We start from the raw sequence: 16,040 nt of genomic DNA, 5'->3' as shown, positions 1-16,040 counted from the left end.
TTTTACTTTATTCTCTTCTAATTAGTTTCAATTTTCATCTCGCTTTATTAATAAGCTCTATATATTGTAGGTCCCCATATCCTATTGTTGGAAAAAGATTAAACAACCTTTTTAATAACTCTTGTGTTGGTAAACCTTTATTTTTGGAGATATACTTTACTACTACATTATTTTCTTTTAGCATTTCTAAATATAAATCTATCGCCTGATACATTACAGGTAGTACCTCATGAGATGGCTTTTTATGATTTACTAGAACTTCATTGTAAACAGAAGAATAGTTCCCTAATTCAAGTTCAATTTGACTTACTTTAAATTCATCCTCTCTGAAGCTATTTAAGTATACTTTGCCCTTATAACCAGACTGTTCAAGGTAAGAAAGTACTGTAAGTAGATTCATTTGACAAAACATATCTTCACCGAACCATAAAACAATACATTTATACTCTTTCTTAAAAAGATCCTCTAAAGGATGAATAACCTTTTTCATATAATTTTCTACAGTACCTTGGTGTCCTTCTGCCCTTGTTTTAATAAACTCATCATCAAAAATCTGTGCAGTAGTCGCATTTACACACATAGCTTCATTAAATGGAGCATAATCAGACTCTCCCATTAGTTTTTCACTTTTAAATTCTTCATACATAAATTGACCATTTAATATGTTTAGTACATCTTTATCAAACAGCTCACTCTTCGCATTTCGTAATTGATCAACTTCAATTTTTCTAGAAAAATTCATTCTATCCCACTCCTTGCCATCATTGATTGAGAGTTTAATAAATGATTGAACCGGTATTTTGTTAAGTTGGAATTTTCCTAGGGTTATACCAAAAACAGTTTTAAATGCTCTACTATAAGCCTCTTGCGAAGAGTAATCGTAATCAAATGCGATATCAATTATCTTTCTATCATTCATTAAATCTTCCGTTGATAAATACAATCTTCTAAGAAGAATATATCGTCTAATACTTATCCCTGTTACTTGATGAAATTTAAACGAACAGAAGTAAGGAGAATATCCCATATAATTAGATAATTTATCTAATGAAAACTCCTTTTTTAAATTGCCCTCAATCCATTCAATCATTAGCTGTATATGTTCATTCATTTATCTCCCTCCTCACTAAAAATTATAAGAAGTATCCACTTCTTTCTTTTGATATTTCTTGTGGTTTATAACATTAACCACCCTCTAGAACCTTTAAATATCATTTGTAATTACTCATTTCATATTTTTTCAGCTATCTTATTTTGTCATACATTTACTTAACTTTCCAATAAAGTGAAACTTTAATCAGTGGGGAGTTTGTTCCTCCCCACTGATTATTATCCCATACTAATCGGGCTTTTACGGGATAAATCTTTTTTAAAGGATTCTACCAAATAAAACACGAAATTTGTAAGTTAAGGAACTAGTAGTTTTGTGAGTGGAAAGGAAGTTAAAATGAATAATATAGAAAAAGAGATACTTAAACTATTTAATAAACTATATCCATTGGATTTTATTGAAATGACACCAATAACGAATGAAATGTATCAATGTCTCACGGCACAAGGTACTTACTTCGTTAGAATTACAAACTATAAAACATATGAAGAGCAATTAGAAGAAGTTACATATACGAACTTTTTATATCAAAAGGGCTTAGGAGTCCCTCCAATAATACCTTCTTTAAAGGGGAATTTAGTAGTGAAAATAACATTAGACAAAGAAGTTTTTGCTGTATTATATAAAGCTGCTCCTGGTATACATTTACCAAGAAACGAATGGAATTCTAATGTATTTAAAAAGCTTGGTCAACAAATTGGAAAATTACATCGTATATCTAAAGACTTTGAAAGAATTCAACCGGTAAATCATATAAACGACTGGTATGAAAATGAAGAATATAATTTTCTTAACTATATCCCTAAAGAAGAAACTACTATAAGAGAAATTGCATCTGACGTTTTAACTTCTATAAAGGAACTGCCAAAGAATCCTTCAAATTACGGCTTAATACACGGAGATTTATGGTTAGAAAACATATTAGTCGAAAATAATTCAAATTTAACAATGATTGATTTTCAAGACTGTGAGAAACATTTTTATATATTCGATTTAGCAGTCCCAATCTATAGTGCAATAGAATATTCATTCGTTGGGAATGGTAACATAGTCGACTATGAGAATTCTATTACAAATGCAATAATCAACGGATACCAAGAAGAAAATGAGATTCCTAAAGAAATGATAGATCTATTTCCATTGTTTATTAAATTAAAGGAGATTTTTGAATATAGTTTAATGCATATGTATTGGGATAAAGAAGAATTAACTGAGGAACAAGTACGGATAATGAATCTTTATAGGATGAAGATTCAAAATAAGTATACCTATATCAATATTTAAAAATGCTGTTGTTTAACTATAAGGAAACTTTAGTTAAACAACAGCATTTATTAATTAGCTACTAGACAACCTTTGTTTTATTACTTATAAATACTGATTCAATAATCTTTTCAAATACACTTCATTTTGCGGAGGTATTTTCTCAGAAAATCTAGCTGCAATAATAATAGGAGCCCATTGAAAGATCTCATCTCTTGTTAGATCAGTATTACTGCAATATATTTGTAAATACATTTCCGCTAATTCTATATAAGACTGCGCATACAATAAATATGTACGAAATACATCTGCACGAATATCACCTGAACTAGCATCTACCCAATCTATAATATTCACATTCTTTTTACTCAAAATTAGATTAAATGGATGGAAATCCCCATGGCATAATCTAGGTTCAAATTTGATTGAATGTAACTTATTCAATATATTTTCCTTTTGTTTTTCATCCAATTTATGTACAGATTTAATTTGACGCTCTAACCTTTCCCTCATTGATTCCATTTCATCCGTATTCACACGTATAGCATGAATCTTTTTTTGCTCATTAACACATAGGCCAATGTAATGCTCTGCTTTATTCAAATTATTAAGTAGAAGCTCACCAACACTTTCTCCTTCTACATATTCCATAATAATAGCTTGTCTTCCTTGTACCTCTGTAACTTCAAATACTTTAGGAACGTGTAAATCACGTGAATATGCATACTTTTGTTTTTGTGCTTCATATAGAGATTCTGTATTAGGGAGATATTTTTCAAACAATTTTACAACTTTATTATCACATAGATAAATTTCAGCCGTATTTCCTTTTGCTATCGGATTTTCTAGATTCAATTCATTTCTCTCCTTACAGTAAATTAAACTAACACCTTATACTCCTCTATAAATTCAGTATAATTATGCTGAAACCCTTTCCCACGAAAATTTAAAAACTTACCACTTTCCATCCTTAAATAGAAAGCGGTAAGTTTAATTTACTAGGAATATCGGAAGGAAACTCTGGTGTATGCACAATTGAAAATGCATATCCCTGCTCAATAAATGATACTTCATTATATTTACATTCAAATGGAACACAATTTTTCTTAAAGTTAATTTGGATTCGCTGTAAAAATCTTTGATCTGGTGTTCCGAAAGATACGTGTACTTTCGGTGGTAAAGCTTTCATCGCAATTGGAATCCAAGGTCGCTGCCACCAAGTTGCGACGACATAGGCAGTTCCACCTATAACAAAGTTGAAAATATCCCCATCTTCCATCGTTTTCATATTTAGGTTTGATTTCAACCATTCCGTAAATACAGGTACACTTTTAACGGGAAGACCGATTTCCCTTACATATAAAATGTTTAAAGGTGACTGCGGAATTAATACATCTTCTTTAACATAACTATGTGCGATAATTTCGAGTAGATTTCCATCTCCGTCTTTAAAGTATAAATTGAATAGATTGTTCTCCTCACCAATTGTATTTCCATCTTTCCATTTCACAATAAGCAACCCAGACTTTTCAAGCCATTTTGCTGTTTCATGAAATTTTGAATATGGAATCTCAAAGGCGAAATGCGCAGGGGCAATTGGTTCATACACTTCCTGGAAACTAATTGTTGTGTATGGTGTTACTTCAAATTGAATATATGATGCGGTTTCTTTTTTTACTGGAAAAGATAATATATCCTTATAAACTTGTTTTACCCCTTCTATAGAAACCGTTTGGAGTTTTATATCTGAAATATGTGTAATCATATTCAATCCCCCTATTTTATTCTATCTATTCTTATTGTATTACACTTATAAATAGATAAAATCAAACCTAAGGATGGATTTTTCATATAGAAACTACAACTTTAGTATGAATCGTCTAAATCCAATTACTTTTAATTTCCTCTATAACAACTTCTGGTCTATCCCAGTGCAACATGTGTGTAGTATCAGGGATTAATTTTACTACACCGTCAGTTTTCTCTTTAAAAATGGTTACTGTCTTATCTCTATATTCCTCCCATATCTGAGGCAGTGTAGCTCGAAGTAATACAATATTAGATGGTAACTCCTCATATATATCTATCATTTCGTCCTTATGCATACCTCTTACAATATTCCCAGCTGTTGTACCTCTCGCATGCCAACGTACTTTATTATCCACTTCAATGCCAAGATCCTTTACTGCAAGTTCTAATGATGGAGACCACCTAGTATAGGCTTCTTTTTCGCTTTTGAAAAATTCATCCCAATTATTAAAAACATATTCATCGAAATCTTTTTCGTAATGCGCGATTTCCTCTTGAAGTGTTTCTTCTTTAAGTCTTTTTGTTTGATATCCACCATCAATAAGAATACTTCCTAGTACTTTTTCTGGATTATTTAATAAATAAAATAGTGCTACAAAACTTCCCCACGAATGTGATAAAAAATAGAAATGTTCAATTCTCAGTTCATTTATTATTTCATTTAACCAGTTTGCAAAATTCAGCATCTCATAATCTTCCGTTCTTTCAAAGGGCGGTGTTTTACCATGCCCAGGTGCATCAATGGAGATAAATCTATACTCTTCCTTTAATTTTTCTGCGATTTCTATAAAACTTAAACTCGTACTACCTAATCCATGTAAACAAAAGATAACGGGCTTTTCATTATTTCCCCACTCAGTAATATGTACGTTTATTTTTTCGTTGTTAATATAGTAACGTTTCAAAATAATTATCCTCCATATTCCGATTTTCTGATTAATACTTTACTTATTTCTATTGCTTTCAAATTTTCCCTGCATTTTTCCCCACATAAAAAGCTGATTTTCTTTTAAAGAAGATCAGCTTTTTTATTAAAATACATTATGATTTAACAGCAATAATCATAAACCTTTTTGAATTCGTACGAATCCCTTTTTCAGAACTATTAGTGTCAATGAACTTTTGTAAAATATTAAAGTCCTCTTCCACTTCTCCAAATCTAGGAATAATAGGAGTATGTTTTAATAAGAAAATGAGATCTTCAGGCGTACTGTAATAGTCGGTAACATCGTATTCACGCACTTGCACGAGTTCAAACCCCGCACTAATAAGTTCACCCATATACTTTTCTTTTAAAGTTCCATCTCTTTCTCCTAAGCATTGTCCTCTGCCAAATGCTTCTTTAAGGTTTAATTTATCATGTTCACTAACTTGCTGTGTTAAGAAAAATGCACCTTTTTTCATTACTTTTGCTAATTCGGATGCTATAAACGGTGCATGACAACAAGAAGCAATATCAAAATGAGCATGCGGAAACGTTAAAGCATCAGAATCCATTTGGAGAAACTCAACGTTTTGTACACTTGTTTTTTTCAAGTTGGTATGTGCTGTTTCAATCATGCCACTAGAATTATCTATTCCAATTAGTAGTTTAGCTGAAGATGCTATTTTTAGTACATTCTCGCCTCCACCTGTACCAACATCAAGTAGAATGTCTAATGGTTTACATCTTACTTTCACTTCCCCATAAAAGTCCCAAGCGTCTCCTACAGTTTCACATTTTAATTTACTAAAGTCCCAGCCGTTTAATCTTCCTACTTTATCATAAAAGTTTTTATACTCTAGTTCATTCATTTTATTATTTCTCCTTTGTAAAAATGCATGAAATGTTTAATTCTGATGACCCTCGAAATAGACTCAAGGTAGCTATTTTTATTAAAGGGCCTCCGTCTCCCCTTATATTTGATACGAATTTTTTCGCCCCGAACAACTAGTTACTTCGAACAATACGGTATTTCATCTACCCCACCTCATTTGGAAGATTCTTTGTATAATAACCTGCAACACTATTTAATTATATATCATAAAATACAAATTATTAAAATAATATATTCCCGCACACCACATATAGTTTATTTCTATCTATATATTCTAAATGTCCTCTTCCCCAACCACACATACTATCCAAAACAGTGCTTACCGTTTTTCCATGTTCAGATAAGCTATATTCAACTTTAGGTGGTATTTCTTGATAAATTTCGCGTTTTATTAGTTGATCTTGCTCTAATTCACGAAGCTGCTTTGCTAATGTTCCTTGAGATATGTCTGGTATTAATCGCTTTAATTCACCAAACCGTTTTGTTCCATCTGTTAATAATATAAATAAAATGAGTGGCTTCCATTTACCCCCGATTATTTGTAATGTTGCTATTACTCCTTTTAATTTCGGTTCTTCTAAATTCATTTTCCTCACCACTCCCCTCAAATCATAAATTATAATGAGTAATTTTTTATATTATGTATCCATATAACAAGCGATTAGTACGAAATTTGCGACTATGTACATATAAAGTGCGTACTTTTCACTTGCAATCTTTTAACGAATAATAAAAGCATAGCAGTTTTATTTTAAAGTTTTTATTAAAGGAGGGGCTAAAATATGTCTATTACTACATTAAAAGATAGTCGTATTGTTATCATTGGTGGGAGTTCTGGTATTGGATTAGCTACGGCGAAACAAACAATTGAACAAGGAGCACATGTTATTATTGCAGGGCGCTCGGAAGAAAAGTTAAAGACTGCTCGAGAATTAATAAATAACAACAATCTTCAAACTTATATAGTGGATAATCAAAATAAGAAACAGTTGCAAGATTTTTTCAAGAAAGTTGGTAATTTTGATCATTTGTTCACACCAGGTGCCTCTTATACACTTGGGCCAATAACTGCTACAGATGAAATTGCTGAAAGCAGCTTTATCGGAAAGTTTTGGCCACAATATTACGCAGTAAAATTTGCGCTTCCTTTTCTTCCAAACTCTGGATCCATTGTGTTAATGTCTGGTGCATTTAGTCAAAGACCACTTAAAGGTGCGCTTGCTTATGGTGCTTGTAATGGGGCTATTGAAAGTTTAGGGAAAGCTTTAGCTGTTGAATTAGCACCGATTAGAGTTAATGTTGTTTCTCCTGGAACAATACGAAGAGAGAATGAACAAAACGAAAAAAGACTAGTTGCTTATGAAGATTATAAATCTCTTTCTCTTGTACAGCGAGCTGGATATAATGACGAAATTGCACACACTGTCATTTATTTAATGCAAAATAGTTTTACTACTGGCAACGTATTGTTTCCTGATGGGGGATACACATATCATTAATTTGTAAAAATTCAATGCCTTCTTAGTAGTATTAAGGAGGCTATTATTGTTAATTTAGAAAGTGATATAGTAATGTAGGATCTTCTTTTAAAAGCTCTGCTAAAAATATAAGCTGTGGAAAAGGTTGTAAGACTAACTCTTTATTCATTTTTTCTTTTAAAATAGTAACTCCACCTTGATTTATAAAATCATTTAATGTTATTTTTCCGGTGCAAATTAACTCTATATCCTTTAATGAAAGTAATAGTAATCCATTCGTTTCAGAAGGGGGTTTAGGTTGAATCTCTGAATAGGCAACATACATGATAGATAAATTTCCATCTGGACCATTAATAATTAATATTGGCTCCACTTCATCCTCTACAATTACTTTCTTCGATAGCGCATTCCAATTTTCTTTATAATATGTTCTTGGTGAATTCAATATAGTAATATCGATAGCAGCTTCTTCTTTCACTTCTCTTTTAGCGGTTTCTACTGCTGTTTCATTGTCTTCTTTATGTCCTCCCAACCTTACTACACCTAATGGATCACCTTTACTCGTTGGACCAACTTGAAAAACAAATAGATTTTTATAAAGAACATAAGCCCCAGATGTTCGTACATTTCTATTAATATCTATCAAACTTTCCCCTCCAAATCATTTAATTAGCATCAAACACAAATAGTTTACTATAATTATATTATGCGATTGTGATAAACTATTTAACATTTTAAAGATGAGAAACAATTTTTTATTAATATCGAATTACGTGGAATTCTTATGTTTGGTTTAAAAGACTAATCAACAAGTCATTTGTGCTAAATATTTTCGGATGGAAATAAAGTAAAAAGGCATATACGATGCCTTTTTTACTTTATTGTTTATTTGTTTATCGGATAACAAACCTCTGTAACCCACTTATTAGGATCTGATTCCATCGCTGGGCTAACATGATAAATATTAAACATCGGTCCGGCTAATTCATAACCTTCCGTTTCAATCCATTTTGCTGCAGCCTCATTTACAGCTGTCATTTGTTCGTAACTTCCGTTAACGGTTATTGAAGCTACATAGGATGGATCTATTTTTTTAAAATTAACATCTTTTGTATTTTCGTACTTCCCTAAAATATTTATCTGTATTTCCACATCCACATCATTTTCCTTATATTCTTGATCATGGAATGTAGCAATACTATAACTCGGATTAGCTATACTAATATTTTTAACATTAATTTCTTGCATTAATATACTCCATAAATCACCTTCGCAATTATACGATGGAATAACCTTTCTAACACTTGCTACATTTCTTTCTGGAATTTCTTTTAATGAAACATGATAGTTCATTTCAATAACATCCTCTCTCATCGTTTTCATTGAGTCTTCGAGGAGACGTAATTGTTTTTGGAGATCATCCATTCCTTTTTTTATTTGAGCACTACGATTTTCAAATTGTGACTTTATTACTTCAATATTTTCACTCTCTAATATTTCTTTAATAGTGGCAATATTAAATCCCATATCTTTTAACACTTGAATTTGATTTACTTTCTTTAATTGGGCTGCTGAATAAAATCGATAACCACTCTGCTCATCGACTTTTACTGGTTGTAATAATTCCACTTTATCGTAGTGTCTCAACATACGTATACTAATGGAAGATAGTTTTGAAAAATCCCCTATTTTAAACATGATTTCCCCCTATAAATTACATCAACTTCGAAGCTCAATTCCATCTTAAACAATGACATTGTGTGAGAGTCAACTATTTATAACAGTTTAAACAATTATTTAATGTATTATATTTATATAATTAAAATCCCTTATGACTTATTTATCAATTCACTTTTCAACGCAATATATATTGATATTAATCCATTTACATTCAATAAAGTAACTATAATACTAATGAGCAACGCTACATCTGCAGAAAACATTTTAATCGTCTGCCACGGTGAATTTGTACTATAAATAAGAAGTGGAATTAAAGTAATAGATAATATTAGAAATAAACTCCCTAGAAAAAGCCAGGTCATTTTTTTACAAATTTTCTTACGTTTATACTTTATTATTAACATAATTGCTGTAATGAAAAGTGCGAATATTAACATTGACATAATAATTTGAACTATTGGTATATTTCGAGGTATAACAACCGGTTCTTCACCATTTAAAATATTAATAATCCCTTTTTTAAATTCTGGTAGTGATGCTTCTTCTAAAACATGATTTTTATTCGTTAAAATCACAACACCCCAGCCAGTTTCATTTAAAATAAATATTTCTGCATGTGAATCAGGAGTTGAGCCTGAATGCCAAACCATCTTTTCGTTTCCATTTATATTTGTTGTCCTCAGTCCAAAACCATAATATTTCGCTGAATCTATTTTATATAATGGAGATAAATAAAGATCCATACTATCTTTATTTAAAAATTGTGTATGCTCTTGGTGATTCAAAAACTTAATGAATTGAATCATATCTTCTAGATTTGCTGTAATATATCCATATGGTGTCCCACCATTATCATACGACACCGTACTTTTTCTTGGTATTCCAAACCATGATTGATAACCTGTTAAATAACCCTTTTTATAAGAATCTTCACTATTTGCTGCTGCACCATTCATTCTTAATGGCTGAAAAATTTGCTTCTCCATATAAGTAGAGTATGTCTCTTTTGAAACTTCCTCAATAAGTGCACCAAGAACGAGATAATTTGCATTACTATATTGATATTTTTGTCCTGGGGGAGCAGTTAATGTTACATTCGACAGTTTCATTACATTTTCTTTTATAGCCGTAGTAGTCTTTGATTGCTTATCTGATAATGCTAAACCTTCATAGGTACTCATTCCACTTGTATGTGTTAGTAGATGTTGGATTGTTATATTTGAGGCCGATTGATTATCTTTTACTTTAAACCAAGGAAGATGTTGTTGAACTGAATCCTCTAAATTTATTTTTTTATTTTCTATTAACTTCACTATAGCTAGACCAGTTAAAGATTTACTTATTGATCCAATTGCAAATGGTGTTTTACTAGTTATCTTTTTTTCAGATTTTCCAGTAACCCCCCATAATTTTGTGTAAAATACATCTCTATTATGTACAATAGCTACTGAAGCTCCTGGAATTTTATGTTCCTTTAAAAATTTTTCAATATAAATATCTAAAGTAACTCTAATATTTTGCTGAGCGTAAACTTTTGAATGTATAATACATAACATTAATACATTACAAACTATACAAATTAGAAACAATTTATATTTCGATATCTTCATCTTAATGTACTTCGGATAACTTTCTTTTTTTATAAATTACTAAAATTATAGATATTAATAAAGAAACCATTAAACTAATCATTATTAATATAGAGTTCCACCATTGATTTTCTGCTATTCGATATAAAAGATTAAAATTAAAGTTATTTTCACTGTTGGTTGAATTAAGGGATTCAGTTAAAAATATTGAAAGTGTAGTTTGTGAAATGAGGTACGTAATAAATGCGACGAATATGCCAATTATGATTAATGTATTAGATTTTTTATTTACATTTTGAAGTTGTTTCATTTTCACTCGCAGATCAATTTCATTTATCTCCAAAAAGTCTTGAATAAATAATTGAGGCGTTCCTAGGTCATTTATACTTTCCTCACCATGTTCACGACATTCTTGGATATGCTCTAAAATTTGTTGTTTAATATTTTCCCTTTCTTCTAAACTTATATCGTATTGCTTTAATTCCTTAAGTACGCCAGTTAAAAATTGCTGTTCTTTATCTTTTAATTCATTCCTCATTTCAGAAGGTCTCCTTTCAAACCACTCTTTAATAATATTTTAATATCAGATTGCAACTCTAACCATTCATTAACTTTCTTCTCAAGACGTAATTTTCCATTTTCATTAATTTCGTAATAAATCCTAACTTTACCACTATCCGTCACCTCTTGATAAGTATTAACCCACTCTTGATTTTTCAGTTTAGTTAAAATGGGATAAATACTTCCTACTCCTTTCAATTTTAAATTATGTACTTCGAGTTCTTTCATAATTTCATAACCATAACTTTTCTTTGTAGACAAAATAGACAATACACACATTTCTAAATTCCCTTTAATTAAACTTGTTCTATCCATAGGATAAATTTAACAGAAATATATACTTCATTCAAGTATATATTTCTGTTAAATTTAAAAAATCAGAAAAATTTCAGATTCTTTTCATCTAATCAGATATAGATATCCAGAGTTTTATTTATCATCCCGAAAAAATCATTTTTATACAATAATAATTATATAATAAATCATTATTATTAAAGCATTAACACTGCATCTCACCGATGTAGTTCCTACTAAAACTTAGTAAAAACATATTTAATCATGTTTGCCCACATGCTATATCTATCAACTTATAATTTACAAATAAATTTCTTAAGTATTACAAGTGACTTTTTTCAATCTTTTGTCAAACTAAATTAAAATTTTAAAACCAACAAGTTCTTCTCCAAACAAAAACTCATTTGCAGATTATTGCAAATGAGTTTTTAATCCTTAACTGACCACTATTTTTTATTCTTCTTAAATTAATTATTTTTCTCCAGACATTCATAAACAGCCATCATTTCCCGCTTATTCAACTCACGAATTCGATTAAATATTAGAATATCTGCAACATCCTCAGTTCGTAAGCTTTCATCCACAACATCACTAACTTTTCCAGTTAACCATGTTTCTACGTCTATGCCATCGACGATTTCTTTACGTCCTTCATCATTAATACCACTTGCATTACAAGTTACACATGGAATTGTTAACTTAAATACGCCATCATGCAGATTATCTTCGGTAATAACTTTCTTTCCGTTACAGAATGGACATTGGTTGCTTTTTTTAATTTTATTAATTTGGGTAACTATTTTTTTATAACCAAATGCTTCATACACATATGTTAGTTTTTTATATTTACCATTTGTGAAATACTTATCTATGATAGTTTCTCTTGTTTCATTGATATTTTGGAAATCACAAATAGTCACCCTATTTTTATTGCTGATTGATTCGATATTACCTTTAATTTCGCCCCAGAATGGTAAAACATTTTGTAACACCATTTCATAGTTTGAAAAGCTTGCTTGTTCTAATTCAAACATTTTCAGTGCGACTTGTGTTTTCCTAGGCAGTAAAGAGACATCTTCCGTCATAATCATATTGTCACCTACGATAGATTTCAATTTGATGAGTACAGGTAAATCTCCTACAATTTTTATTATTTCATTAAGCGGCTGATTGATAATTTCACGAATATCTGTATCTCCAAATTTAAGTGGTTTATGGTGATTTAATACAGTCCCCTCACAAATTGGACATGTCATCATTTCTTTAGACGTCTTAATATCTTCTTTAATAGCTGCTTTTGAAATAACAATATATCCGCCAATAATTGTATTAAATCCTACCCATGTTCTACGTGTCTTGCCTTTCTTATCATAAAATGACTTATCAAAATAGCCATACCAAAATGTATGTTTTTCTTCCTCAGACATATCATTATAGCTCTTTGACAAATCATGGCCAAGCTCATTTTTAATTTCTTCAAATAGAAATTCTATTTTTTCATATTGATAAAATTTTAATACTTTCATGATTTCCGGATCGAATAGACCATCCCAAAATGGAACATTTTTATCTTGAATTGTAATTTCTTTATCAAAAACTTCAATTTGAAGACGTCCCGAACATGAGGGGCAATGATTATCCTGAGAATAGAAATCGAAGCTTCTCGTATCTTTATTAGTCGGATGAGCAGCTACAATATGATTGATCAATCCACCAATTTCATATAAGAAACTATATTGACTATACAAATGTCTTTCGAGATCAATAGCAACAACAGGTGCAATTGTATCAGATTCGTATTCACCGTAAATTAAACGAGCCATTGATGATAAGCTTTTTAATATGCCACCCTTATAGATATTTTCTGCATTTTTAAAATAAGAAATATGATTTTCTTCTAAGTAGTTAATTCCATTTTGTTGATTCAGTGTTGAAGAAATATATATTTGCTCAGTATTATTCACACTGCTTTTTTGACGATAATAATCCTCATGACTTACTACACCAAGATGCTCTATAGATTCAAGCTGTCTTTTTCCAAAATCGACAATATAATCAGAGCTTTCTAACATGTAACTATTATGTTCAATCATAATGATAGAGACTGATTCATCTTGCAATATTCCTCTAACACTATCTATAAATTGATTTAAAATATTTTGTGATAAACCTTTTGAAGGCTCATCAAAAATAAATAATGTATGTGGGTTTCTTGTTTTTGCAAATAACTCAGAAACTAAATGAACACATTGAAACTCACCTGTTGATAATGTTTGTGTTTTTCGTTCTAATGTTAAATAGCCCAGTCCTAATTTGATTAGTAGGCTCAAACGTTTATACGCAATATCTTCATTTGGAATTTCATCAATAATATCCTCAATTGAGCGCTCAAAAATATCATCAATTTCTTCACTATACTTTGTCAGTTTCTTTTTAATATCTAGGAAAGTTGCCACGGTTGATCGACTTGTAATTGACTGGTTTCGATCTTGTCCTACCATAACAAGTTTGTCCTTTTGATATCGCTTTTGAAAATCTTTAGCGATACATTCATTAACAAGTGTAGATTTCCCACATCCTGATTCCCCTGTAACGGTTACAAGTCTATTTTTAGGAATCTGAAACTCAGTCATTTGGATATTTCGACAATATAATTCATGGAATGTATAATATTCTGCTGGCACTTCGTTATTTCGTTCCGACAGTATTGGCTTTGGCCTTGGTGATTCTTTTACGATTTTTCCACCATATTTTCCACTACCAGGTCCAAAGAACATTTGCTCATCAGTTGTATCCAGTACTGTATCTGAATGATCAATGAGCCAAATTTGATTTTTGCACCCTAATTGCTTGATCTCTTCTAATATTTGTAATAATGTTATGTGATCAAGCCCCACAGAAATCTCATCAATAATAATTACAGCATTTTCACTTACTGCCATGAATTCAGCTAAGTAAAGTCGTGTTAATTCTCCACCTGACAACGTACCCATAATTCGATTTAATGTTAAATAACCAATGTTCATATTGATAATATTTTGCAATATATGTTGTTTTGCTTCACTAATATTTAATTCTTCTGCTAATGAAAGAATAGATTCAACACTTAAATCGTTAATATCGGAAATTGTATGTGATTTAGTAAATAGCTCAATAGTACGTTGTTCAACTTCTTCACTATAACGTTTCCCCTTACATTTTTTACACTCAATATTTTTAGTAGTACCACGCCCTTTACAACCAGCACACCAACCTAATTGATTATTAAATGAAAAGATTTCAGGAGAAAGATTAAATTCTTCAGCTAGTTTTTCACGAATCTCTTTAAAAATGCCTGTATGAGTACCAATCGTCGAACGCGGATTGGAAGAAATCGATGATTTTCCTAAAAAAAGTACTAAAGGCATTTCTTCCATTTTAATAGCACTAAAATTAGTTTCCATAATATTAGGAAATAAATATTGATATTCAGCCTTTGGCAATAAGGAAACTAGACGCTTCTTTGATTCTTCACCAATTGTTTGACAAAGAGTTGTTTTTCCAGATCCAGATAAACCAGCAATACCAAGTGATTTATTAAACGGAATGACAGCATCTAGTTTATTTATGTTATTTGCAATTAATTGATTTACTTTCATATTAACCTCTATTCTTATTGTTTTTAAAAATCATTTTTATAAGATAATAATTACATAATAAATACTATGAATATAACCCCTAATCTTTCAATTCATCAACCTTTACCTTATAATTATCAAACCAATATTGCCACTTATCTTTTGAAAACGCATTCTCTTCTCCTTCTAAAACCGAAGAAAAAAGGTCAAGACAAATATGCCAACCAGCTATATCTTTCGGTGTATGATCTGTTAATCCATGAATGAATTCTTTAAGAAGTAAAAGAGAGCCATTTTCCTGTTTATGTATTTCAAATCGGACACGATCTTTATCCCATGTGAATTCAAGTACTGAATTTAGTTGGCACTCTAAAATATCAATATTTAAAAATGAACCATCCATCATGTCGAACTTTATAATTCCACCTGTTTTAAGGTTTTCAATCTGTAAATTAGACATCCATTTTTTAAGCTTGCTGTTTTCAGTTAAAACAGACCAAACTTCCTCTATTGTATAAGGAAATTGGCGTTCAAATTTTATAATATAGCCATCAGTTTGTTTCTCTATTTGAGCTAACATATTTATTGCCTCCTACTCTCATATAGAATGTATGTTCTTGTTTTATTTTACACGAATTTATGTATAAAAGAAATCTCTATGGCAATGAAATATTAATTTAATGTGTGAATGGTAATTTGAACATTGATTGATTTATTATATATTCTCTCCATGTGTTTATTACATTAGGCGCACCTCATCATTTTTACCAAAAAATTCAACATGAGAAAACGTTGATTTGTTTACTTTAAATGATATTTCT

Annotated in this window: 15 protein-coding genes; 2 read left to right on the top strand and 13 right to left on the bottom strand. The window is 30.5% G+C overall.

Annotation, left to right across the window (positions count from 1 at the left end; genetic code table 11):
* Positions 1-34: 34 nt before the first annotated feature.
* Entirely contained in the window at positions 35-1,111 is a 1,077-nt protein-coding gene (locus BWGOE10_RS12305) for a helix-turn-helix domain-containing protein (protein ID WP_070142852.1), read from the bottom strand.
* Positions 1,112-1,447: 336 nt separating this feature from the next.
* Here BWGOE10_RS12305 and BWGOE10_RS12300 point away from each other — a divergent pair, with 336 nt between their 5' ends.
* A complete protein-coding gene (locus tag BWGOE10_RS12300; protein ID WP_070142850.1) occupies positions 1,448-2,395 on the top strand; it encodes a phosphotransferase enzyme family protein in 948 nt (315 codons plus the stop codon).
* A gap of 84 nt (positions 2,396-2,479) precedes the next feature.
* Here the strand turns inward: BWGOE10_RS12300 and BWGOE10_RS12295 are convergent, their stop codons facing one another.
* The 5 genes from BWGOE10_RS12295 to BWGOE10_RS12275 form a co-directional block, all read right to left on the bottom strand.
* Entirely contained in the window at positions 2,480-3,229 is a 750-nt protein-coding gene (locus tag BWGOE10_RS12295; protein ID WP_070142848.1) for an aminoglycoside phosphotransferase family protein, read from the bottom strand.
* 115 nt (positions 3,230-3,344) lie between these two features.
* On the bottom strand, positions 3,345-4,139 hold the full coding sequence (locus BWGOE10_RS12290) for a VOC family protein (protein ID WP_070142846.1): 795 nt from the start codon (positions 4,137-4,139) through the stop codon (positions 3,345-3,347).
* Positions 4,140-4,254: 115 nt separating this feature from the next.
* On the bottom strand, positions 4,255-5,088 hold the full coding sequence (locus BWGOE10_RS12285) for an alpha/beta fold hydrolase (RefSeq protein WP_070142844.1): 834 nt from the start codon (positions 5,086-5,088) through the stop codon (positions 4,255-4,257).
* 136 nt (positions 5,089-5,224) lie between these two features.
* Complete coding sequence (locus tag BWGOE10_RS12280; protein ID WP_070142842.1) at positions 5,225-5,977, bottom strand: class I SAM-dependent methyltransferase; 753 nt, start codon at positions 5,975-5,977, stop codon at positions 5,225-5,227.
* A 244-nt stretch (positions 5,978-6,221) separates the two neighbouring features.
* A complete protein-coding gene (locus BWGOE10_RS12275; RefSeq protein WP_081338118.1) occupies positions 6,222-6,596 on the bottom strand; it encodes a winged helix-turn-helix transcriptional regulator in 375 nt (124 codons plus the stop codon).
* A gap of 186 nt (positions 6,597-6,782) precedes the next feature.
* Here BWGOE10_RS12275 and BWGOE10_RS12270 point away from each other — a divergent pair, with 186 nt between their 5' ends.
* Positions 6,783-7,499 (top strand): SDR family oxidoreductase, encoded by a 717-nt coding sequence (locus BWGOE10_RS12270; protein ID WP_070142838.1) that lies wholly within the window; start codon positions 6,783-6,785, stop codon positions 7,497-7,499.
* Between the two features lie 49 nt (positions 7,500-7,548).
* On the opposite strand, the gene BWGOE10_RS12265 is transcribed toward BWGOE10_RS12270, so the two are convergent.
* The 7 genes from BWGOE10_RS12265 to BWGOE10_RS12235 all read right to left on the bottom strand — a co-directional run bounded on the left by BWGOE10_RS12265 (position 7,549) and on the right by BWGOE10_RS12235 (position 15,799).
* Complete coding sequence (locus BWGOE10_RS12265; protein WP_070142836.1) at positions 7,549-8,124, bottom strand: NUDIX hydrolase; 576 nt, start codon at positions 8,122-8,124, stop codon at positions 7,549-7,551.
* A 239-nt stretch (positions 8,125-8,363) separates the two neighbouring features.
* Positions 8,364-9,176 (bottom strand): MerR family transcriptional regulator, encoded by an 813-nt coding sequence (locus BWGOE10_RS12260; protein ID WP_070142834.1) that lies wholly within the window; start codon positions 9,174-9,176, stop codon positions 8,364-8,366.
* 131 nt (positions 9,177-9,307) lie between these two features.
* Positions 9,308-10,768, bottom strand: a complete 1,461-nt coding sequence (locus BWGOE10_RS12255) for a serine hydrolase domain-containing protein (RefSeq protein WP_070142832.1) — start codon at positions 10,766-10,768, stop codon at positions 9,308-9,310.
* 1 nt (position 10,769) lies between these two features.
* Entirely contained in the window at positions 10,770-11,285 is a 516-nt protein-coding gene (locus BWGOE10_RS12250; RefSeq protein WP_070142830.1) for a hypothetical protein, read from the bottom strand.
* Positions 11,282-11,623, bottom strand: coding sequence for a PadR family transcriptional regulator (locus tag BWGOE10_RS12245; RefSeq protein WP_002085418.1), 342 nt, complete (start codon positions 11,621-11,623; stop codon positions 11,282-11,284). Before BWGOE10_RS12245 ends, BWGOE10_RS12250 begins: the two co-directional genes overlap by 4 nt.
* Before the next feature lie 446 nt (positions 11,624-12,069).
* Positions 12,070-15,240, bottom strand: a complete 3,171-nt coding sequence (locus BWGOE10_RS12240; RefSeq protein ID WP_070142828.1) for an ATP-binding cassette domain-containing protein — start codon at positions 15,238-15,240, stop codon at positions 12,070-12,072.
* 79 nt (positions 15,241-15,319) lie between these two features.
* Positions 15,320-15,799: an SRPBCC family protein gene (locus tag BWGOE10_RS12235; RefSeq protein WP_070142827.1), complete on the bottom strand. Its 480-nt coding sequence runs from the start codon at positions 15,797-15,799 to the stop codon at positions 15,320-15,322.
* Positions 15,800-16,040: the final 241 nt, after the last annotated feature.

Origin of the sequence: Bacillus mycoides (genome assembly GCF_001757995.1) — a bacterium.
Lineage (GTDB): Bacteria > Bacillota > Bacilli > Bacillales > Bacillaceae_G > Bacillus_A > Bacillus_A mycoides_B.
Note: the sequence above shows the minus strand (reverse complement) of the source record. Positions and strands in the feature narration are given on the sequence as shown.

Excerpts from the sequence above, each read along its gene's own strand:
- BWGOE10_RS12305 (WP_070142852.1), bottom strand. The coding sequence starts at position 1,111 with ATGAATGAACATATACAGCTAATGATTGAATGGATTGAGGGCAATTTA.
- BWGOE10_RS12300 (WP_070142850.1), top strand. The coding sequence starts at position 1,448 with ATGAATAATATAGAAAAAGAGATACTTAAACTATTTAATAAACTATAT.
- BWGOE10_RS12290 (WP_070142846.1), bottom strand. The coding sequence starts at position 4,139 with ATGATTACACATATTTCAGATATAAAACTCCAAACGGTTTCTATAGAA.
- BWGOE10_RS12280 (WP_070142842.1), bottom strand. The coding sequence starts at position 5,977 with ATGAATGAACTAGAGTATAAAAACTTTTATGATAAAGTAGGAAGATTA.
- BWGOE10_RS12270 (WP_070142838.1), top strand. The coding sequence starts at position 6,783 with ATGTCTATTACTACATTAAAAGATAGTCGTATTGTTATCATTGGTGGG.
- BWGOE10_RS12260 (WP_070142834.1), bottom strand. The coding sequence starts at position 9,176 with ATGTTTAAAATAGGGGATTTTTCAAAACTATCTTCCATTAGTATACGT.
- BWGOE10_RS12255 (WP_070142832.1), bottom strand. The coding sequence starts at position 10,768 with ATGAAGATATCGAAATATAAATTGTTTCTAATTTGTATAGTTTGTAAT.
- BWGOE10_RS12250 (WP_070142830.1), bottom strand. The coding sequence starts at position 11,285 with ATGAGGAATGAATTAAAAGATAAAGAACAGCAATTTTTAACTGGCGTA.
- BWGOE10_RS12245 (WP_002085418.1), bottom strand. The coding sequence starts at position 11,623 with ATGGATAGAACAAGTTTAATTAAAGGGAATTTAGAAATGTGTGTATTG.
- BWGOE10_RS12240 (WP_070142828.1), bottom strand. The coding sequence starts at position 15,240 with ATGAAAGTAAATCAATTAATTGCAAATAACATAAATAAACTAGATGCT.
- BWGOE10_RS12235 (WP_070142827.1), bottom strand. The coding sequence starts at position 15,799 with ATGTTAGCTCAAATAGAGAAACAAACTGATGGCTATATTATAAAATTT.